The organism is Pseudomonas sp. P108 (assembly GCF_032613195.1).
Classification (GTDB): domain Bacteria; phylum Pseudomonadota; class Gammaproteobacteria; order Pseudomonadales; family Pseudomonadaceae; genus Aquipseudomonas.
Genome location: NZ_CP126691.1, coordinates 797,542 through 820,000, shown reverse-complemented (window position 1 = coordinate 820,000; position 22,459 = coordinate 797,542). Strand labels below are relative to the sequence as shown.

General features: G+C 60.1%; 20 protein-coding genes (1 of these 20 cut by a window edge). 13 read left to right on the top strand and 7 right to left on the bottom strand.

The genetic code is table 11. The features are described 5' to 3' along the window. Both QOM10_RS03475 and QOM10_RS03470 read right to left on the bottom strand, forming a co-directional pair. Positions 1–1,279 carry the 5' portion of a CoA-acylating methylmalonate-semialdehyde dehydrogenase gene (locus QOM10_RS03475; protein ID WP_038360740.1) on the bottom strand. Its footprint begins 215 nt before the window's first position, so 1,279 of the gene's 1,494 nt are visible here — the first part of the coding sequence; the start codon lies at positions 1,277–1,279; the stop codon falls past the left edge of the window. 76 nt (positions 1,280–1,355) lie between these two features. Then, on the bottom strand, positions 1,356–2,705 hold the full coding sequence (locus QOM10_RS03470; protein ID WP_116033320.1) for an aspartate aminotransferase family protein: 1,350 nt from the start codon (positions 2,703–2,705) through the stop codon (positions 1,356–1,358). Positions 2,706–2,843: 138 nt separating this feature from the next. Here QOM10_RS03470 and QOM10_RS03465 point away from each other — a divergent pair, with 138 nt between their 5' ends. The 7 genes from QOM10_RS03465 (at position 2,844) to QOM10_RS03435 (ending at position 10,840) form a co-directional block, all read left to right on the top strand. Beyond that, positions 2,844–3,764 carry a LysR family transcriptional regulator gene (locus QOM10_RS03465; RefSeq protein ID WP_064387741.1) on the top strand — a complete coding sequence of 307 codons (921 nt, stop codon included), beginning with the start codon at positions 2,844–2,846 and terminating at the stop codon, positions 3,762–3,764. Positions 3,765–3,886: 122 nt separating this feature from the next. Next, on the top strand, positions 3,887–5,275 hold the full coding sequence (locus QOM10_RS03460; RefSeq protein ID WP_316917575.1) for a nucleobase:cation symporter-2 family protein: 1,389 nt from the start codon (positions 3,887–3,889) through the stop codon (positions 5,273–5,275). Between the two features lie 88 nt (positions 5,276–5,363). Then, complete coding sequence (locus tag QOM10_RS03455) at positions 5,364–6,014, top strand: TetR/AcrR family transcriptional regulator (protein WP_316917574.1); 651 nt, start codon at positions 5,364–5,366, stop codon at positions 6,012–6,014. Positions 6,015–6,021: 7 nt separating this feature from the next. Beyond that, entirely contained in the window at positions 6,022–6,603 is a 582-nt protein-coding gene (locus tag QOM10_RS03450) for a YigZ family protein (RefSeq protein ID WP_316917573.1), read from the top strand. A gap of 643 nt (positions 6,604–7,246) precedes the next feature. Continuing rightward, positions 7,247–8,794 carry an ABC transporter ATP-binding protein gene (locus QOM10_RS03445; RefSeq protein ID WP_150749973.1) on the top strand — a complete coding sequence of 516 codons (1,548 nt, stop codon included), beginning with the start codon at positions 7,247–7,249 and terminating at the stop codon, positions 8,792–8,794. Positions 8,795–8,807: 13 nt separating this feature from the next. Further along, entirely contained in the window at positions 8,808–9,914 is a 1,107-nt protein-coding gene (locus tag QOM10_RS03440) for an ABC transporter permease (RefSeq protein WP_127925727.1), read from the top strand. Beyond that, positions 9,914–10,840, top strand: coding sequence for an ABC transporter permease (locus QOM10_RS03435; protein ID WP_150652457.1), 927 nt, complete (start codon positions 9,914–9,916; stop codon positions 10,838–10,840). The genes QOM10_RS03440 and QOM10_RS03435 overlap by 1 nt, the downstream gene beginning before the upstream one ends. Before the next feature lie 59 nt (positions 10,841–10,899). Here QOM10_RS03435 and QOM10_RS03430 read toward each other — a convergent pair whose 3' ends face one another. Further along, entirely contained in the window at positions 10,900–11,334 is a 435-nt protein-coding gene (locus QOM10_RS03430) for a hypothetical protein (protein WP_316918359.1), read from the bottom strand. 83 nt (positions 11,335–11,417) lie between these two features. Here QOM10_RS03430 and QOM10_RS03425 point away from each other — a divergent pair, with 83 nt between their 5' ends. The 3 genes from QOM10_RS03425 (at position 11,418) to QOM10_RS03415 (ending at position 14,089) form a co-directional block, all read left to right on the top strand. Beyond that, on the top strand, positions 11,418–11,768 hold the full coding sequence (locus QOM10_RS03425; RefSeq protein WP_077570877.1) for a MerR family transcriptional regulator: 351 nt from the start codon (positions 11,418–11,420) through the stop codon (positions 11,766–11,768). 22 nt (positions 11,769–11,790) lie between these two features. After that, positions 11,791–12,477, top strand: a complete 687-nt coding sequence (locus QOM10_RS03420; RefSeq protein WP_123594071.1) for an SDR family oxidoreductase — start codon at positions 11,791–11,793, stop codon at positions 12,475–12,477. 253 nt (positions 12,478–12,730) lie between these two features. Then, positions 12,731–14,089, top strand: coding sequence for an 8-oxoguanine deaminase (locus QOM10_RS03415; RefSeq protein ID WP_160038173.1), 1,359 nt, complete (start codon positions 12,731–12,733; stop codon positions 14,087–14,089). 127 nt (positions 14,090–14,216) lie between these two features. On the opposite strand, the gene QOM10_RS03410 is transcribed toward QOM10_RS03415, so the two are convergent. Continuing rightward, on the bottom strand, positions 14,217–15,308 hold the full coding sequence (locus QOM10_RS03410; protein WP_316917572.1) for a calcium:proton antiporter: 1,092 nt from the start codon (positions 15,306–15,308) through the stop codon (positions 14,217–14,219). A gap of 287 nt (positions 15,309–15,595) precedes the next feature. Between QOM10_RS03410 and QOM10_RS03405 the strand changes: the two genes are divergently transcribed. From QOM10_RS03405 to QOM10_RS03395, 3 genes are all read left to right on the top strand, one after another. Continuing rightward, positions 15,596–16,669, top strand: coding sequence for a BMP family ABC transporter substrate-binding protein (locus QOM10_RS03405; RefSeq protein ID WP_316917571.1), 1,074 nt, complete (start codon positions 15,596–15,598; stop codon positions 16,667–16,669). 121 nt (positions 16,670–16,790) lie between these two features. Then, positions 16,791–17,756: a 2-oxoglutarate and iron-dependent oxygenase domain-containing protein gene (locus QOM10_RS03400; RefSeq protein WP_316917570.1), complete on the top strand. Its 966-nt coding sequence runs from the start codon at positions 16,791–16,793 to the stop codon at positions 17,754–17,756. A gap of 80 nt (positions 17,757–17,836) precedes the next feature. Further along, positions 17,837–18,790: an adenosine deaminase gene (locus QOM10_RS03395; RefSeq protein ID WP_008082147.1), complete on the top strand. Its 954-nt coding sequence runs from the start codon at positions 17,837–17,839 to the stop codon at positions 18,788–18,790. A 121-nt stretch (positions 18,791–18,911) separates the two neighbouring features. On the opposite strand, the gene QOM10_RS03390 is transcribed toward QOM10_RS03395, so the two are convergent. From QOM10_RS03390 to QOM10_RS03380, 3 genes are all read right to left on the bottom strand, one after another. Next, positions 18,912–20,294: an MFS transporter gene (locus QOM10_RS03390; RefSeq protein ID WP_316917569.1), complete on the bottom strand. Its 1,383-nt coding sequence runs from the start codon at positions 20,292–20,294 to the stop codon at positions 18,912–18,914. A 137-nt stretch (positions 20,295–20,431) separates the two neighbouring features. Then, on the bottom strand, positions 20,432–21,166 hold the full coding sequence (locus QOM10_RS03385; RefSeq protein WP_127925720.1) for an ArsR/SmtB family transcription factor: 735 nt from the start codon (positions 21,164–21,166) through the stop codon (positions 20,432–20,434). A gap of 317 nt (positions 21,167–21,483) precedes the next feature. Then, entirely contained in the window at positions 21,484–22,413 is a 930-nt protein-coding gene (locus tag QOM10_RS03380) for a LysR family transcriptional regulator (protein ID WP_127925719.1), read from the bottom strand. Between the last annotated feature and the right edge of the window lie 46 nt (positions 22,414–22,459).

Sequence of the window (22,459 nt, the reverse complement as noted above, 5' to 3'; positions counted from 1 at the left end):
CACAGAACAGACGCGCCGCCTCACCGTCACGGGTGAAGATGCAAGTGCCGTTGCCGTATTCGTGATCGTTGATCAGCTGCATTGCCTCTTCCAGGCTGTTCACGCGAACAATGCACAGGACCGGCCCGAAGATCTCTTCTTTATAAATGCGCATCTCCGGGGTGACGTTGTCGAACAGGCAGCCACCGAGGAAGAAGCCTTCTTCATGACCGGCCACGCTGAAACCACGACCGTCGACCACCAAGGTCGCGCCCGCTGCCACGCCGTCATCCACGTAACCGCTGACCTTGTCACGCGCCTGACCGGTTACCAGTGGGCCCATGTCCAGACCGCACGAAGTGCCGGCACCGATTTTCAGCGCCTGAATCTGTGGAACCAGTTTCGCTACCAGCGCATCTGCCACTTGATCGCCAACACACACGGCAACCGAGATCGCCATGCAGCGCTCGCCGCACGAACCGTAGGCCGCCCCCATCAGTGCGCTGACCGCGTTGTCCAGATCGGCATCCGGCATCAACACTGCGTGGTTCTTCGCGCCGCCGAGTGCCTGAACGCGCTTGCCGCGCTTGGTGCCTTCGGCGTAGATGTACTCGGCAATCGGCGTCGAACCAACGAAGCTCAGCGCTTTGACTTCCGGCGCTTCGATCAACGCGTCCACCGCAGTCTTGTCACCGTGCACCACGCTCATCACGCCTTTCGGCAGACCGGCTTCCAGCAGCAGCTGAGCGATCAGCAGTGTCGAGCTAGGGTCACGTTCGGACGGTTTGAGGATAAAGCAGTTACCGCAGACGATCGCCAGTGGGTACATCCACAGCGGCACCATGGCCGGGAAGTTGAACGGGGTGATACCGGCCACAATGCCCAGCGGCTGAAAGTCCGACCATGCGTCGATGTTCGGGCCAACGTTGCGGCTGTATTCACCCTTGAGGATTTCCGGGGCAGCGCAAGCGAACTCGACGTTCTCGATACCGCGCTTCAATTCACCGGCGGCGTCTTCCAGAGTCTTGCCGTGCTCTTCGCTGATCAATTGCGAGATGCGTGCTTCGTTCTGCTCCAGCAGTTGCTTGAAGCGGAACATCACCTGGGCACGTTTGGCCGGTGGCGTGTTGCGCCACGCCGGGAACGCAGCCTTGGCGGCATCGATGGCTTTCTGGATGGTTGCCTGGCTGGCCAGTGGCAGCTTGTGGATAGCCTGACCGGTGGACGGGTTGAACACATCAACCGCGCGACCGTTCTCGGTCACCAGTTCGCCATTGATCAAATGCGGAATAACGCTCATCGAAAACTCCTGAATTCTTGTGCGCAGACACCCGCAACAGGCGCCTGCTATTTGTATAGCTATATAGAAGGAAAAATCAGTCGAGCTTGTTCAGCACTTCGCCGACCGCGTCGAACAGACGATCGAGGTCTTGCGGCTTGCTGTTGAAGGTTGGGCCGAACTGCAGGGTGTCGCCGCCGAAGCGTACGTAGAACCCGGCTTTCCACAGGGCCATGCCCGCCTCGAACGGACGCACGATGGCGTCGCCGTCACGACCGGCAATCTGGATCGCACCGGCCAGACCGAAGTTGCGGATGTCGATAACGTTCTTCGAACCTTTCAGACCGTGCAGCGCGTTTTCGAAATGCGGTGCGACTTCCGCGACGCTCTGCACCAGGTTTTCTTTTTGCAGCAGATCGAGTGCCGCCAGGCCAGCGGCGCAAGCCACCGGGTGTGCCGAGTAGGTGTAGCCGTGCGGGAATTCCACGGCGTATTCCGGGGTCGGCTGATTCATGAAGGTCTGGTAGATCTCGGAGCTGGCAATCACTGCGCCCATCGGGATCGCGCCGTTGGTGACTTGCTTGGCGATGCACATCAGGTCCGGTGTCACGCCAAAGGTGTCGGCACCGAACATGTTGCCGGTACGGCCGAAACCGGTGATCACTTCGTCGAACACCAACAGAATGCTGTGCTGATCGCAGATTTCGCGCAGACGCTTCAGATAACCCTGCGGCGGCACCAGTACGCCAGCGGAACCGGCCATAGGCTCAACGAATACCGCGGCGATGTTCGAAGCGTCGTGCAGTTCGATCAGCTTCAGCAACTCATCGGCCAAAGCGATACCGCCCTGCTCCGGCATGCCACGGGAGAAAGCGTTGCTGGCCAGCAGCGTGTGCGGCAGGTGATCAACGTCCATCATTGCCTGACCGAACAGCTTGCGGTTGCCGTTGACGCCGCCGAGGCTGGTGCCGGCAATGTTCACGCCGTGGTAACCACGGGCACGGCCGATCATTTTGGTTTTGGTCGACTGACCTTTGAGGCGCCAGTAGGCACGGACCATTTTCACCGCGGTGTCGGCGCACTCGGAACCCGAGTCAGTGAAGAACACGTGGTTGAGGTTGCCCGGGGTCAGCTCGGTGATTTTCTCGGCCAGCTGGAACGACAGCGGGTGGCCGTACTGGAAGCCCGGCGAGTAATCGAGGGTGCCCAACTGTTTCGAGACCGCTTCCTGAATTTCCTTGCGAGTGTGGCCTGCGCCACAAGTCCACAGGCCAGACAGCGAGTCATATACCTTGCGGCCCTTGTCGTCGATCAGCCAGCTGCCTTCGGCACCAACGATCAAACGCGGGTCGCGCTGAAAGTTACGGTTGGCGGTGTACGGCATCCAGTGCGCGTCCAGCTTCAATTGGCTGGCCAGTGGCGACGGCGCGTTTTCAGGCATGTTCATCGGGCAAAACCTCGCAGGGCATAAGCGTCAGGGAGATAGAAAGCGTTGTTGCAGGTAAATTGCCACGGCGATAAAGTCGGTGAAATTCAACTCTTCTAACCTTCAGTTAGAACTTTGCTAAACAATGAGAACAATAAGATGAGCAGCCGCCGTCCCGATCCGCTGGCCCAGGTCAGTGACTTTGATATTCGCCTGCTGCGGATTTTTCGCAGCGTGGTGGAGTGCGGCGGCTTCTCGGCGGCGGAAACCGTGCTCGGCATCGGTCGCTCGGCGATCAGTCAGCAGATGAGCGATCTGGAGCAGCGCCTCGGTTTGCGTCTGTGTCAGCGTGGGCGCGCGGGGTTTTCGCTGACCGAAGAAGGTCGCGAGGTGTATCAATCGGCGCTGCAACTATTAAGTGCGCTGGAAAGTTTCCGCACCGAGGTCAACGGTCTGCACCAGCATTTGCGTGGCGAGCTGATCATCGGCCTGACCGACAACCTCGTCACCCTCCCCCACATGCGCATTACCCACGCCCTCGCGCAGTTGAAGGAGCGCGGACCAGATGTGCAGATCCAGATCCGCATGATTGCGCCGAATGAAGTTGAGCAAGGCGTGCTCGATGGGCGTCTGCATGTTGGCGTGGTGCCGCAGGCCAGTGCGTTGTCGGGACTGGAATATCAGCCGTTGTACAGCGAGCGTTCGCTGCTTTATTGCGCGGTGGGGCATCCGTTGTTTTATGTCGATGACAAACAACTCGATGACGAACGCTTGAACAGTCAGGACGCGATTGCGCCGACGTTTCGGTTGCCGGCGGATATTCAGGCGCATTACCAGGCGCTCAATTGCACCGCCAGCGCTTCCGATCGAGAAGGCATGGCGTTTCTGATTCTGACCGGGCGCTACATTGGTTATCTGCCGGACCACTACGCCAGTCTCTGGGTACAGCAAGGTCGCTTGCGTGCGCTGAAATCGCAAACGCGTTTTTATGACTTGAGCCTCGCATCGGTCACGCGCAAGGGCCGGCGCCCTCATTTGGTGCTGGAAAGCTTTTTGGAGAGTCTGGCGGCGACGCGTTGAAGAATCCTGCAAGGCCCGCCAGCGTTGGGCCTTGACGACTAAATCACTCGATAACCTGAGCAAGTGGACAGCTTTTTGCAAAGCAGGATCAACTCCGATCCTTCAACAAGAAGCCTTCAGCCATGCAGCCAGATTCCGAACAATCCAGCGACCTGATCTACGGCCTCAACGACCGCCCCAAACCACTCGCCGCAACTCTCGCGGCGCTGCAACACGTGCTCGCCAGTTTCGTCGGCATCATCACCCCGCCGCTGGTGATCGGTTCAGTATTGGGGCTGACCGCGCATTTGCCCTACCTGATCAGCATGGCGTTGATGGTCTCGGGCGTCGGCACCTTTATTCAGGCGCGGCGGCCGTTCGGCATCGGGGCGGGAATGATCTGTTTACAGGGCACCAGTTTCGCCTTTCTCGGTGCGGTGCTGTCGGCCGGTTTTCTGGTCAAGCAACGTGGCGGCAGCCCGGAAGACATTCTGGCGATGATCTTCGGCGTGTGCTTTTTCGGCGCAATCGTGCAGATCGTCCTCAGCCGCTTCATCGGTCAATTGCGTCGAGTCGTTACGCCGCTGGTGACCGGGATCGTCATCACCCTGATCGGTATCAGCCTGATCAAGGTCGGCATCACCGATCTGGGCGGTGGCTTCAATGCGCCGGATTTCGGTGCGCCGGGCAATCTGGCGCTGGGCGTGTTTGTGTTGCTGACGATCATTCTGCTCAACCGCTCGAACACGCCATGGGTGCGCTTGTCGGCAATCATCATCGGTTTGCTGCTGGGCAGTCTGGCCGCGTGGTTCAGTGGGAAACTGGTGCCGCAGCCTTTACCTGACTTGCCACTGTTGAGTTTTCCTACACCGTTCAAGTTTGGCTTCAGTTTCGACTGGACGGCTTTCCTGCCGGTCGCGCTGATTTATCTGATCAGCACCATCGAAACCGTCGGCGACCTCACCGCCAACTGCATGCTCGCCCGCCAACCGATCAGCGGCCCTTCTTATATAAGCCGCCTGCGCGGTGGCGTCCTCGGCGATGGCGTCAGTTGCATGATCGCCGCGACCTTCAGCGCTTTCCCCAACACCACGTTTGCGCAGAACAACGGCGTGATCCAGCTGACCGGCGTCGCCAGTCGTTACGTTGGTCTGTACATCGGCGCGATCCTGTTTTGTCTCGGTATGTTCCCAATGATCGGCGCGGTGCTGCAGCAGATTCCAAAACCGGTACTCGGTGGCGCGACCCTGGTGATGTTCGGCGCGGTGGCGGCTGCCGGCGTGCGCATCCTCGCGCAGTCGCCGCTGGATCGACGCAGCATGTTGATCATCGCCACATCGTTCGGCGTCGGCCTGGGCATTGCCGCGCAACCGAACCTGCTGCACCTGCTGCCAAAACTGGTGCAGAACCTGTTTGATTCGGCGATCACCAGCGGCGGCCTGACCGCCATCATCCTGTGCCTGTTGCTGCCGGAGTCGAAAACCGAGGCCGCTGAAGCGCACGCGCCGCTGAACAAGATCGAACAGGCGTAACGGTTTTATCGCGCAAAGACTTGTCGGATGCCTGTGGGTGCGCTATCAACGCAACTGGTTGCACCCACAGACAAACCCGGAAGTGCCTATGACCTTTGAAGTCCCAGCCCATGGCGGCAAACCCGCCAGCCGCATTCGTCAGAAGAACGAAGAGACCATCCTCAAAGCCGCCGAAGACGAGTTCGCCCGTCACGGGTACAAAGGCACCAGCATGAACACCATCGCGCAGAATGCCGGGCTGCCCAAGGCGAACCTGCATTACTACTTCACCAACAAGCTTGGCTTGTACGTGGCGGTGCTGAGCAACATCATCGAGTTGTGGGACAGCACCTTCAACACACTCACGGCCGAAGACGATCCTGGCGAAGCGCTGACCCGCTATATCCGCGCCAAGATGGAATTCTCCCGTCGTCAGCCGCAGGCCTCGCGAATCTTTGCGATGGAAGTGATCAGCGGCGGCGAATGCCTGACGGAATATTTCAATCAGGATTACCGCGCCTGGTTCACTGGCCGTGCGGCGGTGTTTCAGGCGTGGATCGATGCGGGCAAAATGGACCCGGTCGATCCGGTGCATTTGATCTTCCTGTTGTGGGGCAGCACCCAACATTACGCTGACTTTGCCACGCAGATCTGCCGCGTCAGCGGTCGCAGCAAGTTGACCAAGCAAGACATGGAAGACGCCGGCAACAACCTGATCCGCATCATTCTCAAAGGCTGCGGCCTCACTCCTCCTCTATAAGACGTTTATGCCTTTCACCCTCAGCGGTTTTTGCGAATACCGCGAAGAGATTCGCAAAAGCCGCTTTATCACCTTCGCCACGCCGATCGGCAGCCCTGCCGAGGCGCAGGCTTTTTTCGAACAACACAGCGATTTCAACGCCTCGCACAATTGCTGGGCGTGGAAACTCGGCGATCAATACCGCAGCAATGACGATGGCGAGCCTGGCGGCACGGCGGGTCGGCCGATTCTGGCGGCGATTGAAGCGCAGGATTGCGATCAGGTCGCGGTGTTGGTAATCCGTTGGTACGGCGGTATTCAACTCGGTACGGGCGGTTTGGCCCGGGCGTATGGCGGGGGCGCGAACAAGTGCCTGCAAACCGCTGCGAAGATCGAGTTGATCAGCCGCGTGCCGTTGAGTTGCGCTTGCGGGTTTGCCGAGTTGGCGTTGGTGAAGTTGCGCGTTGCCGATCTGGGTGGATTGGTAGTGGAGGAAAACTTCACGGCGAACGGGGTCGAGTTGAAGTTAGCGGTGGGTGAGGCGCAGATCGATGTCTTGCAAACCCAGCTAGCGGATTTGAGCCGTGGGCGGATTTTGTTGCAGCGGTGAAGCAGGATCAAAAGATCGCAGCGTTCCGCAGCTCCTACAGGGATCCGGGTTTGTCATGAATTTCGTTGGTGATACCGGTATCAGCGTTTTCGTGTAGGAGCTGCCGAAGGCTGCGATCTTTTAGGGCATCACCCTTTTCCGTTATTCCCCGGAGTTGCCCACATCTGCTGTGCACCCGACTGTGGATAACCTGAGTACATTCCGCTGTAACCCTTCTGTCACGTGGCTTTGCGCGGTTTGCTCACTTTTCGTTCAATTCAACCGACGAAACGAAAATTTCAAACAGAAACATACAGTTAGCGTGGTTTATCACCATTAGAAGAAAGCACCGCAGTGCTTATGCCCGGGTTTGCAGCTTGCGCACAATAACTGTGGAGCAACCTGTGGATAACCCGTTCATGGCTGGCGCAGTCGCAGGTTCTGCCTGACTCACACGTGTTTGCTCGTTTTTTGATCAGTTGCCAACGGGCAAAACTGGAGCCCGATCAACGGCTTTGCTCTGAATTGGTGCCGGGCAGAAGCCTGTTTTTATCTTGAGTGCTCTACGCCAAGGGCTGATACACGCGGCCCGCTCGCGTTCCTGACTCAATGGCCAGGAAATTGCTTTATCCACAGGCACAACTCCAAGCAAGTCGAGCCTGTCATGCCAATCGCTCCTCCCATTGCGCGCTTGCAACTGCGCCATATCAGCAAACGCTATCCCGGTTGTCTGGCCAATGACGCCATCGACCTGAGCATCGCACCCGGGGAAATCCATGCCCTGCTCGGTGAAAACGGTGCGGGCAAAAGCACCCTGATGAAGATCATCTACGGCGTTACCCAGGCCGATTCGGGCGAGATGCTCTGGCAGGGTCAACGGGTCAACATCCGCAACCCGGCACAGGCGCGGCAGCTGGGCATCGGCATGGTGTTCCAGCATTTCTCACTGTTCGAAACCCTCAGCGTGGCGCAGAACATTGCGCTGGCGATGGGCGCTGCGGCCGGCACACCGAAGCAACTGGAGCCGAAAATTCGCCAAGTGTCGCGTCGCTACGGTATGGCGCTGGAACCGGAAAGACTTGTCCACAGCCTGTCGATCGGCGAGCGGCAACGAGTGGAGATTATTCGCTGCCTGATGCAGGACATTCGCCTGTTGATTCTCGACGAACCGACTTCGGTGCTGACGCCGCAGGAGGCCGAGGAATTGTTCATCACCCTGCGCCGCCTCGCCTCCGAGGGCTGCAGCATTCTGTTTATCAGCCACAAACTCGGCGAAGTACGGGCGCTGTGTCACAGCGCGACGGTTTTGCGCGGCGGGCGCGTCGCCGGGCATTGCGTGCCGGCCGAATGCTCCGATCAGCAGTTGGCGCAAATGATGGTTGGCGAAGCGGCGGCGTTGATTGGCGACTATCCGAAGGTCAGCGGCGGTACGGCGTTTTTGCGGGTGAGCGAATTGAGTTGGCACAACCCGGACCCGTTTGGCTGCTCGCTGAAAGACATCGACCTGGAAGTGCGCGGCGGTGAAATCGTCGGCATCGCCGGGGTCGCCGGTAATGGTCAGGATGAGTTGCTTGCGCTGCTCAGCGGCGAGCAAATCCTGCGTCGCGCCGAAGCGGCAACTATTCGATTCGCGGAGCAACATGTCGCCGACCTGCGCCCGGATGCGCGACGCAAACTGGGCCTGGCATTCGTGCCCGCCGAGCGTCTCGGTCATGGCGCGGTGCCGGAATTGAGTCTGGCCGATAACGCCCTGCTCACCGCTTTCCAGCAAGGCTTGGTCAGCAACGGTTTGATCGATCGCGGCAAAGTCGAAGCCCTCGCCCAACAGATCATTCAGCGCTTCGGCGTGAAAACCCCGGACACGCAAACTGCCGCGCGCAGTTTGTCCGGCGGCAATCTGCAGAAATTCATCCTCGGCCGGGAAATCCTTCAGCAACCGAAACTGCTGATCGCCGCGCACCCGACCTGGGGCGTCGACGTCGGCGCCGCCGCGACTATCCACCGGGCACTGATCGCGTTGCGCGATGCCGGCGCGGCAATTCTGGTGATTTCCGAAGACCTCGACGAACTGTTCCAGATCAGCGATCGCCTCGGTGCGTTGTGCGGTGGACGTTTGTCGGCGTTGCACAACACCGGCGATACCCAACTCAGCGATGTCGGCGGCTGGATGGCCGGCCAGTTCGACCACGCACCTTCAGCCGCCACGGTTTAACGGAGTTTTCCACATGCTGCTTTCCCTCGAACCCCGTGGCCAGCAATCGCGCCTGATGCTGTGGTGCTCGCCGTTACTGGCGGCGGCGCTGACGCTTGGCTGCGGCTCGCTGCTGTTTATCGCCCTCGGTCACGACCCGCTGCAAACCTTGCACACGCTGCTGATCGCACCGGTCAGCGACTTGTATGGCGTCTCCGAATTACTGGTCAAGGCGCTGCCGATTCTGCTCTGCGCACTGGGCTTGGCGGTGGCCTATCAGGCGCGGATCTGGAACATCGGCGCCGAAGGTCAATTGCTCCTCGGCGCACTCGCCGGCAGTGCCTTGGCGGTGAACATCATCGGCATGCAAAGCCGTTGGGCGCTGGTATTTATTCTGCTCACCGGCACCGTCGCCGGCGCGGCGTGGGCTGGGCTCACCGCGTGGTTGCGCACGCGCTTCAACGCCAATGAAATCCTCACCAGCATCATGCTCAATTACATCGCCCTGAACCTGTTGCTGTTCTGCGTGCATGGGCCGTTGAAGGATCCCGCCGGTTTCAACTTTCCCGAGTCGGCGATGTTCGGCGACGCCAGTCGTTTGCCGCTGCTGATGGAGGATGGCCGCGTGCATGCCGGGGTGTATTTCGCCCTGCTCGCATTGGTCGCGGTGTGGGTGTTGTTGCAGAAAAGCTTTGTCGGTTTCCAGATCAAAGTGCTTGGCCTGGACAAACGTGCGGCGGGGTTTGTCGGCTTTCGCGAGAAGCGTTTGATCTGGCTGGCGCTGTTGATCAGTGGCGGATTGGCGGGGCTGGCGGGTGTCTGCGAAGTGACCGGGCCGATCGGCCAATTGGTGCCGCAGGTGTCACCGGGGTATGGCTATGCGGCGATTACCGTGGCGTTTCTTGGGCGTCTGAATCCGATCGGGATTCTGTTTTCGAGTCTGTTGATGGCGCTGCTGTACATCGGTGGCGAGAGCGCGCAAATGACGATGAACCTGCCGCAGGCGATCACCCAGTTGTTTCAGGGAATGATGCTGTTTTTCCTGCTCGCCTGTGACGTGCTGATCCTCTATCGGCCACGCCTGAACCTGCGCTGGGTGAAGCGCACGTCGACCACCGCCGTAACTGCCGGAGCGCTGTGATGGATATCGATCTGTTGAGCAATATTTTCTACGCCATGGTGCGGTGCGGCACGCCGCTGTTGCTGGTGGCGCTGGGGGAACTGATCTGCGAGAAGAGCGGCGTGCTCAATCTTGGGCAGGAAGGGATGATGCTGTTTGGCGCGGTGATCGGTTTTATCGTCGCGCTGAACAGCGGCAACCTGTGGCTGGGCGTGTTGCTGGCGATGCTGGCCGGAATGCTGCTGTCGTCGCTGTTTGCCTTGGTGGCGCTGGTGTTCAATGCCAATCAGGTGGCGACCGGGTTGGCGCTGACGATTTTTGGTGTCGGGCTGTCGACCTTTGTCGGCGCGGCTTGGGTGGGTAAACCGCTGGCCGGTTTTGAGCCGTGGGCGATTCCTTATCTGAGTGAAATTCCGTTGATCGGGCGGATGCTGTTTGCCCAGGATCTGCTGGTGTATCTGTCATTCGCGCTGTTTGCGCTGGTGGCGTGGGTGATCATCAAAAGTCGTGTCGGGCTGATCATTCAGGCAGTCGGTGAGAACCCGGATGCGGCCAGTGCGATGGGCTTGCCAGTGTTGACCGTGCGTACCCTGGCGGTGCTGTTTGGCGGGGCGATGGCCGGGTTGGCCGGGGCCTATCTGTCGCTGGCGTACACACCGATGTGGGCGGAGAACATGACTGCCGGGCGTGGCTGGATCGCGTTGGCGCTGGTGGTGTTTGCCAGTTGGCGAGTGTGGCGGTTGTTGCTCGGGGCGTATCTGTTTGGTCTCGCCAGCATCCTGCACCTGGTGGCGCAGGGGTTGGGGCTGGCGATTCCGTCGAGTTTGCTGGCGATGCTGCCGTATGTCGCGACGATTGTGGTGTTGGTGCTGTTGTCGCGGGATGCGCTGCGCACGCGGCTGTATGCACCGGTTTCGCTTGGGCAGCCTTGGCAGGCGGGGCATTAATTATTGTTTGGGCGGGCCTCTTCGCGAGCAGGCTCGCTCCCACATTTTCCGCTCTCGACTCAGGGGTATGAGGTGACACCCATCTCCTGTGGGAGCGAGCCTGCTCGCGAAGACTTACTGACAGGCAACACCTGAGCAACGCCCCACGCCAGTTCGAAGACCAGGAAAACAATCAGAATCGAACTGGCACCGTGAAGCAAGGCATACCCCTGCCAAGCCGCAAACAGAAACCTGGCCACCGCGTCATACCGTCCATAAAGCGCCTGCGGATCACGAATCCGCAGCACCGCCCACACGCACACCACCGATCCCAACAGGTTCGTCATCAACAGATGCACAGGCTGAAACGCGGGTAGTTCGCCGGGCAAATCCAGTGCGCTCAACACCCCGTGTACAACGGCAAAACTCCACGGCGTGGCAAACGCTGCCGTGACGATCAAGTCATACCAGGCACTGCCGCGCACCACGTTGCGATACTGCGATGAAGTCCACATCATCCATGCTCCAGAAATTCAGGGAGCCTCCACGGTAAAGCCTGGAGTATGCTCCAGGGTCAATAGCCCTTTTGAGAGCCCGCATGCGCATCGGTGAATTAGCCCAGGCCAGCGCCGTCAGCCGTGACACCCTGCGTTTCTATGAGCAACGCGGGTTGATTGCGGCGCAACGCAGTGCCAACGGTTATCGCGACTATCCGCCGGAGATGGTGCAACTGGTGCTCTACATCAAAACCGCGCAGCGCCTGGGATTTACCCTCGGCGAGATCGGCGACAGCGTTGCCGCATTGTGGAACGCGCCAGATCCGGACAACGCCGTGGCGCAGTTGCTGCGCGACAAACTGCAACTGATCGAAACCCGCATGCGCGAACTTGATGCGCTGCGGCAGGAGTTGCAACTTCGCCTCGGTCAGGCCTGTCCATTGAATCCATGATCCTCATTCATCAAGGAAGCCCATCATGTCTGCAAAAAACGCACTGATTATCGGCGCCTCCCGGGGCCTTGGCCTCGGTCTGGTGAAAACCCTGCTGGCCGACGGCTGGCAAGTCACCGCCACCGTGCGCAATCCTGCCAATGCCGATGCGCTCCAAGCATTAGGCAAGGTACGGATCGAGAAGCTCGACATGGACGATCAGCAAGCGGTCATTGCTCTGAGCCAACAGCTCAAGGGCGAAACCTTCGACTTGCTGTTCGTCAACGCCGGGGTCAAAGGCCCGGCCGATCAGACCCCTGGCGGCGCGACACTGGCTGAAGTCGGTCAGCTGTTTTTCACCAACGCGGTGGCGCCGATCAATCTGGCTCAGCGTTTTGCCGGGCAGATTCGTGACGGCAGCGGCGTGCTGGCGTTCATGAGTTCCGGACTGGGCAGCGTGACCGTGCCGGACGCGCCGGAGCTGGCGCTGTATAAGGCGAGCAAGGCTGCGCTGAATTCGATGACCAACAGTTTTGTCACGCAATTGGGCGAGCAGAAGATGACGGTGTTGTCGCTGCATCCGGGTTGGGTAAAGACCGATATGGGCGGCGAAGGGGCGGACCTTGACGTGGAAACCAGCACCCGTGGGCTGGTAGATCAAGTAAATGCGTACACCGGCAAGGGCGGGCATCACTTCATCAACTACAAGGGTGAAACCATCCCCTGGTAAGCACCCAAATCCCCTGTAGGAGTGAGCCTGCTCGCGATAGCGGTGTGTCATTCAGCAAAAATGTTGCCTGATACACCGCTATCGCGAGCAGGCTCACTCCTACACGGGACCGTGTTGTCTGGTCGGGTTGGGCTTGCCCGGCGTGGCAATTTGTTTGAAACTGCGCACCTCGTCCCCGCGGCGACCCTGGATCAGCAGACAGGGCATCACTGAGCTGGCAACCCTGAACCCCATTTTCAGAGGAGCCGGCAACATGCCCGCGACCCGTACCTGGTTAAAAAATCCCCTCGCCATTTTCACTTCCAACGAGCTCGATGCCCGTGGCGGTCTTGTCGTGCAAGACGGTGTCATCGTCGAAGTCCTCGCCGCCGGCCAACAGCCGTCCGCACCGTGCAATGAAGTGTTCGATGCCCGTGAACATGTGATCCTGCCGGGCCTGATCAACACCCACCATCACTTCTATCAAACCCTGACTCGCGCCTGGGCGCCGGTGGTCAATCAGCCGTTGTTCCCGTGGCTGAAAACCCTTTACCCGGTGTGGGCGCGCCTGACGCCTGAGAAGCTCGCGCTCGCCACCAAAGTAGCGTTAGCTGAATTGCTGCTGTCGGGCTGCACCACCGCGGCCGACCATCACTACCTGTTCCCGGACGGTCTGGAAAATGCCATCGACGTGCAAGTCGAAAGCGTCCGCGAACTGGGCATGCGCGCCATGCTCACCCGCGGTTCGATGAGCCTCGGCGAGAAGGACGGCGGCCTGCCGCCGCAGCAGACCGTGCAGGAAGGTCAGGTGATTCTCGACGACAGTCAGCGCCTGATTCACGAGTACCACGAGCGTGGCGATGGCGCGCAGATCCAGATCGCGCTGGCGCCGTGCTCGCCGTTCTCGGTGACCCCGGAAATCATGTCGGCCAGCGCCGAACTGGCGAACAAGCTCGACGTGCGTCTGCACACGCATCTGGCCGAAACCCTCGACGAAGAGGATTTCTGCCTGCAGCGTTTCGGCCTGCGCACCGTCGATTATCTCGACAGCGTCGGCTGGCTCGGCCCGCGCACCTGGCTGGCCCACGGCATCCATTTCAACCCGGACGAAATCGCCCGCCTCGGTCAGGCCGGTACTGGCATCTGCCATTGCCCGAGTTCGAACATGCGTCTGGCTTCCGGCATCTGCCCGAGTATCGATCTGACTGACGCGGGCGCGCTGTTTGGTCTGGGCGTGGATGGTTCGGCGTCCAACGATGCCTCGAACATGATTCTCGAAGCGCGTCAGGCGCTGTACATCCAGCGCCTGCGCTACGGCGCCGAGAAGATTACGCCGGAACGCGTGCTGGGCTGGGCGACCAAGGGTTCGGCGAGCCTGTTGGGGCGGACCGACATTGGTAAGATTGCCGTGGGCAAACAGGCGGATCTGGCGCTGTTCAAGCTCGATGAGCTGCGCTTCTCCGGCAGCCATGATCCGATTTCGGCGCTGCTGTTGTGCGGCGCGGATCGTGCGGATCGGGTGATGATTGGTGGTAAGTGGCGCGTGGTCGATGGCCAGGTTGAAGGACTGGACCTGAAAGGCCTGATCGCCGATCACAGCCAGGCGGCGCGCCAGTTGATCGCCGGTACCTGATCCCCCTCCCCATCTGATCGTTCCCACGCTCTGCGTGGGAATGCATCTCGGGACGCTCCGCGTCCCAGCGGCGGACGCAGAGCGTCCATGGCGGCATTCCCACGCGGAGCGTGGGAACGATCAATCATCAGAGGCCGAGCAGGGAAAGCATGATGAACGTCGCAAACAACACAAAGTGCGTCATGCCTTCGATGGCATTGGTCTCGCCGTCGTTGAGGTTGATCGCACTAACGATCAACGTCAGGAAGATCATCACCGTCTGCACAGGCGTCATCGCCATCTGAAACGGTTGACCGGTGTACAGCGCCATCGCCTCCATCACTGGCACGGTCAGAATCACCGTCGACAGTGACGCGCCCATCGCAATGTTCACCACCGACTGCATACGGTTGGTCAGCGCCGCACGCAACGCCGTCAAAATCTCCGGCGCAGCAGAAATCGCCGCCACCAGAATCGCGGTGATCACCGGCGGTGCGCCCGTGCCTTCCAGGCCCAGATCGAGGGTCTTCGACATCACTTCGGCGAGTGCGCCAATCACCACCACGCCAAACACCAGAATGCCGATCGACAACGCCAGGCTGACCGGTTTTGGTTCTTCCTCGACCGGTTCTTTCTTGCGGCGTTTGTCCGGGTAGCTGTAGCTGAAAAAGTAACTGTGCGGGCCGACCTGCATGCGCAGAAACAACGCATACAGCACCACCATCGCACCGATGGTGAACGCCGAATAAATCTTCCAGTTGGCCTCGGGAATAAACTCCGGCACCACCATCGATACGCCCATGGCGGTGAGAATCATCACGCTGTAGCTGCGCGCCGAATCGTCGTTGTAAGACTGCTCACCGTGCTTGATCCCGCCCATCAGCGCGGCGAGGCCAAGGATGCCGTTGATATCGAGCATCACTGCCGAATAGATCGTGTCGCGCACCAACGTGGCCGAAGCTTCGTTGCTCATCATGATCGCCAGGATCACCACCTCCACCAGCACGGCGGCGAGGGTGAGAATCATGGTGCCGTACGGGTCGCCGACTTTTTCCGCGAGCAATTCGGCTTGATGGGCGACGCGCATTGAGGCGGCGACGATGAAGGCGATCAGCACCAGACCGCCGATCAACGCGACGATCTGGCCGCTGTGCAACAGCCAGTGTTCCAGCGGATAGGCAACGCAGGCGGCGATGACGGCCAGCAGCAGAAAGCTTTCTTGCTTGAGGATGGTGAACATGGCGGGCCTTTTTGCCGAAGAGAGCGGATGAGCTACTGACTGCGGGGCGGCGCTAACGTTTCGTTACACCTTAGCGCACCAAGCGCTGGCAGTGCTTTTGGCAGTTGCACTTTTATTGGCCTTGAGGGCGCTATCGCGAGCAGGCTCACTCCTACAGTTGACCGCATTCCCCTGTAGGAGTGAGCCTGCTCGCGATGGCCGTTACGCGATTTCGAATTGTTTGTTGTCCTGTTGGTCAGCAATTTGCATTGGCCCTGACCACACACAACAAAACGGAGCTCCAATTCATGCAAATACGTCCGCTGCACAAACTGCTGTGCGCCGCCCTCGGTCTGGGGATCAGCCTGAGCGCCAGCGCTGCCGATCCGCTGAAGGTCGGTTTCGTCTACATCGGCCCGATCGGTGACCACGGCTGGACGTATCAGCATGAACAGGGGCGCAAGGCTCTCGCAGAGAAGTTCGGTACTCAGATCACCACCAACTACGTCGAGAACGTCGCTGAAGGCGCCGACGCCGAGCGGGTCATCCGCAACATGGCCAAGGACAACTATGACCTGATCTTCACCACCTCTTTCGGCTACATGAACCCGACGCTGAAAGTCGCCAAGCAATTTCCCAAGGTGACCTTCGAACACGCTACCGGCTACAAACAGGACAAGAACCTCGGCACCTATCTGGCGCGCACTTACGAGGGTCGCTACGTCGGTGGTTTCCTCGCGGCGAAGATGACCAAGACCAAAAAGATCGGTTACGTCGCTTCGTTCCCGATCCCCGAGGTGATCCGCGATATCAACGCGATTCAACTGGCCCTGAACAAATACAACCCTGGCACCGAGATCAAAGTGGTGTGGGTCAACTCGTGGTTCGATCCTGGCAAGGAGGCCGATGCGGCCAACGCGCTGATCGATCAGGGCGTCGACGTGGTGTTCCAGCACACCGACAGCCCGGCACCGATTCAGGCCGCCGAACGTCGTGGCGTATACGCCGTAGGTTACGCCTCGGACATGGCGCACTTCGGGCCGAAAGCGGTGCTGACCTCGATCGTCAACGACTGGGCGCCGCACTATATTCAGGCGACGCAGAGCGTGATCGACCACACGTGGAAATCCCAGGACTACTGGGGCGGGTTGAAGGAAGGCACGGTTGAACTGCCGATCAGCGGTCTGGTGCCGGCGCCAGTGAAAGCCGAGGCCGAGCAGATCATTGCCGACATCAAGAGCGGTGCGCTTCAACCGTTTACCGGGCCGATCAAGGATCAGGAGGGCGTCGAGAAAATCCCGGCGGGCGTGAGTGCGACCACGGCGGAACTGGCGTCGATGAACTATTACGTTGAAGGCATGAAGGCTGAGATGCCGAAGTAATCCATTTGACCCGGATCGTTCCCACGCTCCGCGTCCCTGCCAAAAGCGGACGCAGAGCGTCCATTGAGGCATTCCCACGCGGAGCATGGGAACGATCTCCCGTACTTTTCAAGGATTGTGTATGGATCAGCTTCCGATCATCGACATCAGCCCGCTCTATAGCGACGACGAAAACGCCTGGCCTGCCGTGGCTGAACAAATCGACCACGCCTGCCGCGAATGGGGTTTCTTCTACATCAAGGGTCATCCGATTTCCGCGCAGCGCATCGACGCGGTGCTTGATCAGACTCAGCGTTTCTTTGCCCTGCCCGTCGCAGAAAAACTCAAGATCGACATCACCCAAACCCGCCACCATCGCGGTTACGGCGCCATCGCCACCGAGCAACTCGACCCGAGCAAACCCAGCGACCTCAAAGAAACCTTCGACATGGGCCTGCACCTGCCAGCCAACCATCCCGACGTGCTCGCCGAAAAACCGCTGCGCGGGCCGAACCGTCATCCGGCGCAAACCGGATGGGCTGAGTTGATGGAGCAGCATTACCTCGACATGCAGGCCCTCGCGCAAACCTTGTTACGAGCGATGACCATCGCGTTGAACATCGAACGAGACTTCTTCGACAGCCGTTTCAACGACCCCGTCAGCGTGCTGCGCATGATCCATTACCCTCCTCGCCACACCGCCAGCTCCGCCGAGCAGCAAGGTGCCGGTGCGCACACCGATTACGGCTGCATCACCCTGCTCTATCAGGACAGCGCCGGCGGCCTGCAGGTAAAAAACGTCAAGGGTGAATGGATCGACGCGCCACCCATCGACGGCACCTTCGTGGTCAACCTCGGCGACATGATGGCGCGCTGGAGCAACGACCGTTATCGCTCGACCCCGCACCGGGTGATCAGCCCGCTCGGGGTGGATCGCTATTCGATGCCGTTCTTTGCCGAGCCGCACCCGGACACGCGCATCGAATGCCTGCCCGGTTGTCAGGACGCACAGCATCCGGCGAAATATCCGACGACCACCTGCGCCGAATTCCTGCTCTCACGCTTCGCCGATACCTACGCCTATCGCCGCGAGCAGGAAGCCATTTGATGGATCGCTTGGTCAGGTTTTGCCAATTGTTTCGGCGCGCATCTGTAGAATGCCGTCATTGCACCTGATGAGAAAAGAATATGTACGACTGGCTCAACGCCTTGCCCAAGGCTGAACTGCACCTGCACCTGGAAGGCTCGCTGGAGCCCGAGCTGCTGTTCGCCCTGGCCGAACGCAACAAGATCGCCCTGCCGTGGAACGACGTGGAAACCCTGCGCAAGGCTTACGCCTTCAACAACCTGCAGGAATTCCTCGACCTGTATTACCAGGGCGCCGACGTGTTGCGCACCTCGCAGGACTTCTACGACCTGACTTGGGCGTACCTGCTGCGCTGCAAAGCACAGAACGTGATTCACACCGAACCGTTCTTCGATCCGCAGACCCACACCGACCGCGGCATCCCGTTCGAAGTGGTGCTCAACGGCATCGCAGCCGCATTGAAGGATGGCGAGCAGCAACTGGGCATCACCAGCGGTTTGATCCTCAGCTTCCTGCGCCACCTCAGCGAAGAAGAAGCCGAGAAAACCCTCGACCAAGCGCTGCCGTTCCGTGACGCGTTTGTTGCTGTCGGTCTGGACAGCTCCGAGATGGGTCACCCGCCGAGCAAGTTCCAGCGTGTGTTTGATCGTGCCCGTCACGAAGGCTTCCTGACCGTTGCCCATGCTGGCGAAGAAGGCCCGCCAGAGTACATCTGGGAAGCCATCGACCTGCTGAAAATCCAGCGTATCGACCATGGCGTACGCGCTATCGAAGACGAGCGTTTGATGCAGCGGATCATCGACGAACAGATCCCGCTGACCGTGTGCCCGTTGTCTAACACCAAGCTCTGCGTATTCGATCACATGTCGCAGCACAACATTCTCGACATGCTCGAGCGTGGCGTGAAGGTCACGGTGAACTCCGATGACCCGGCGTACTTTGGTGGTTATGTGACCGAGAACTTCTACGCGCTGCATGAGCATTTGGGCATGACCCAGGATCAGGCCAAGCGCCTGGCGCAGAACAGCCTGGATGCGCGACTGGTAAAACCATAAGCAACACCCAATAACCATTGTGGGAGCGAGCCTGCTCGCGAAGAGGGAGTGTCAGTTAACATTTTCGTTTAATGACACTCCGCTTTCGCGAGCAGGCTCGCTCCCACAGTGGGTTCTTTGTTTAGCCTGGGATTTGGCTTTCAGTCAGCTCTTCCAGGGTTTTACCCCGCGTCTCCATCCCGAACAGCCACACCACCCCCGCCGCAATCGCGAAACATGCCGCGCCCAGCGCAAACACTCCGCCCTGCCCGGTAATCGGGAACACCAGCCCGGTCACCAACGGCCCGAGCAGCGAGCCAACCCGGCCAATCGCCGAGGCGAAGCCCGAACCGGTTGCCCGCGCCGACGTTGGATAAAGCTCCGGCGTATAGGTGTAGAGCACCGCCCACATGCCGAACAGGAAAAACTGCATCAACAGTCCGGTGCTGATCAGCAGCGCAACGTTGCCGCCGAACACCGCGCTCTGGCCGTAGAGAAACGCCATCACCCCGCCGCCGAGCAACGTGACGATGCACACCGGTTTGCGCCCCCAGCGCTCAACCAGCCAGGCGGCCATCAAAAATCCCGGAATCCCGCCCAGGGAAATCAGCACCGTGTAATACACCGACTGCGTCACGGCAAAACCCGACTGTTGCAGCAAGGCACTGAGCCACGAAGTCAGACCATAAAATCCCAGCAGGGCGAAAAACCACAGGCTCCAGATCATCGTCGTGCGCTGGCGATACTGCGGCGACCAGATCTGCTTGAGCGCCGCGAAGAAGTTGCCCGGCGGCGTCACGGTACGCGGCAATCGAACCGGTTCCGGCAACGCGGCACCGCCGAGCGACGAACGCACCCGCGCCTCGATGCCGTTCAGCACCTTGTCTGCCGCCTCATGCTTTCCAGCCTGCTCCAGCCAGCGCGGTGACTCGGGAATGAAAAAGCGGATCGCCAGCACAAACACAGCCGGCACCGCCAACACCAGAAAGATGTCACGCCAGCCAATCAGCGGCAGCAGGAAGTAAGACAGCACGCCGGCCGCCACGAAACCCAGCGGCCAGAAGCCGTCCATCAACGCGATGTAACGACCCCGGCGTTGCGCCGGAATCAGCTCGGACAGCATCGACTGGGCAATCGGAAATTCCATGCCCATGCCAATCCCCAACAAGATGCGGAACAGCGTCAGCGTTTCGACCGTTTGCGCCGTCGAACACAGGTAGCTGGCCACGCCCCACAGCACGATGCTCCACTGAAACACCGGTTTGCGCCCGAAACGATCGGCGAGCATGCCGGACAGCGACGCCCCCAGCACCATGCCGAAGAAGCTCGAACTGGCGAGCAGACCCGCTTGCGCGCTGCTCAGACCGAACTCGGCTTTGATCGAGCCGAGCAGGAACGTCATCATCGCCAGGTCCATGGAGTCGAAGAAAAACGCCAAGGCGATGATGATGAAAATGATCCGGTGATAACCGCTGATTGGCAGTCGTTCCAAGCGTTCTGCCGCGCCGTAGCCATGTGTGTCCATGCCGCTTCCCCCATCCGAAATGTCCCCGGATCGAGTGTGCGCGATAGCGTTTCGGCGTTCGTGCTGGATGCGACCTGTTCGCAGTCGTGGACGACGCCAGAAGCACCGGTGCTTGCCAGGCGTCGAATGCGAGAGCTCTACAACGCCATTTCCAGCTCGGTTTCCTTGGCGAAACGATGCAGCTCCCGTTGGCCGGTAGCCGTCAATTGCAAGGCCCGAGAGTCGTTGGGCAGGGTCAGCCAGCCGGACTGCATGAACAACTGCAACAACGCCGCACCGAGCGAGCCACCCATGTGCGGGCGACGCTCGCTCCAGTCCGGACAAGCGCACGCCACTTGCACATTGCGATGGGCCAGCGCCTGGATGAACACGCCACGGCCGGCCAGCAATTTCGCCCCCTTGAGAGTCACCACGACGCGTTGTTCAAGTTGTTCGATCCAGCCGGCATCCAGCAGCCGCTGGTACAGATCGGCGGCCAGCGTACCGCCCAGGTGGTCATCGCAAAAACGCGCGCGCAGCAGCGAGGACGGCGCAGTTTGCGGCTTGGCCATGGGGGTGGCGCGCTTGAACACCTCGGGAATGTCCCGTGGAGCACTGGCGATGGTGGCGCTGGCCAATGCTTCTATCGCAGCACCGACTTCCGGTGCCGAGAGACGGAAAAACCGTTTGCGACCACGGACTTCGACCTTCAACAGACCACCCGTGGATAGCCGCGCCAGATGCGCGCTAGCCGACGATGGCGACAGCCCTGTCAGTAGCGCAAGCTCCTCGGTTTGCCGGGCCGAGCCATCCATCAACGCCCACATCATCGCGCTGCGCTTGGGGTCGGCCAGCAACGTGGCGATCTGGCTGATGCAAGGTGCATGTTCCATGTGTTCACTCCCTGTTGAATCGTATCGTCTACTGCTCGGAGACATCTTGGCCGGTAATGAGTCATCGGCCAAGACGCGAAAATCGCCATGAACCGGGGCGAGGCAAGCTACTGACGCAGCCTGCTCCGGCACAGAACCCGCAGCAGTTGCGCGACCGTCACTCGAAGACTGGCGACGCGGTGCGAGGGTCTCCGGGCCGGGGTGTCGGTGCTGGCGTGAGGCGGGCGCTAGTATAAGCGGGTTAGCTCCCGCGTCCCGCGCCGGGGCCTGCACAGGTGGTGATTGTTCCTGACAGAAATTTCTCTATTTACCTGCGACTAATGATCATCTTTGGGAAAAACGGGAAATTGACTACTCAAATCAGCGCATCGGCTGGCGAGCATTTCCCTCAGAAGGTTCACCGGCTTACTCAATTGGGCGCGATGGGCGCACAACAGATTCAGCGGTGCGCGCTCACAGAGCAGCTCCGGCAACAGCACTTTGAGCCTGCCAGCGAGCACATCGGCGCCGACGTCCAGCCACGATTTGTAGGCAATCCCGGCACCGGCCACCGCCCACAGGCGCACGACGTCAGCGTCGTCGCTGAAACGGTCACCACTGACGGTCAGACCGACTTCACGTTTGCCGTCGTGAAAACTCCAGTGGTCATGCACCCGGCTGCCGAGCATGTAAAGCAGGCAGTTGTGCTGGGCCAGCTGTTCGAGCTGGCGCGGTTCGCCGTGCCGGGCCAGATACGCCGGGGAAGCGCACAGCACGCGGCGGTTGTGCGGGGCGATGGGTAAGGCGACCAGGCTTGAGTCTTCCGGCTCGCCATAGCGCAAGGCGATGTCCACCGGTTGCCGAAACAGATCGGCGATGCGGTCGCCAAGCAGCAAACGCACGGTCAGCTTCGGGTGCTCGCGCTGGAACTCATCGAGCCACGGCAGCAACAGGTTGCGGCCAAAGTCCGAAGGCGCCGACAACTGCAAGACCCCGCTGACCTGATCCTGGCCGCTGGCGAGCAAACGCCGACCTTCATCAAGATTACTCAGCGCCGCCCGCGCGTATTCGAGAAAGCCTTCGCCCTCGGCGGTCAGGCGCAGGCTGCGGGTCGAACGCGCCAGCAAGCGTGCGCCCAATTGCTGTTCGATCCGCTTCAATGCCGCGCTGGCCACGGCGGCGGACATGTCCATCACCCGCGCCGCCGCCGACAGACTGCCCAGATCCGCCGCCCGGACAAACAACTGCAAGTCATCGAAACGCAACATGGTCAGCCTCGATTATCAAAAAAATATTGAAAGAGACTGCTCTTTT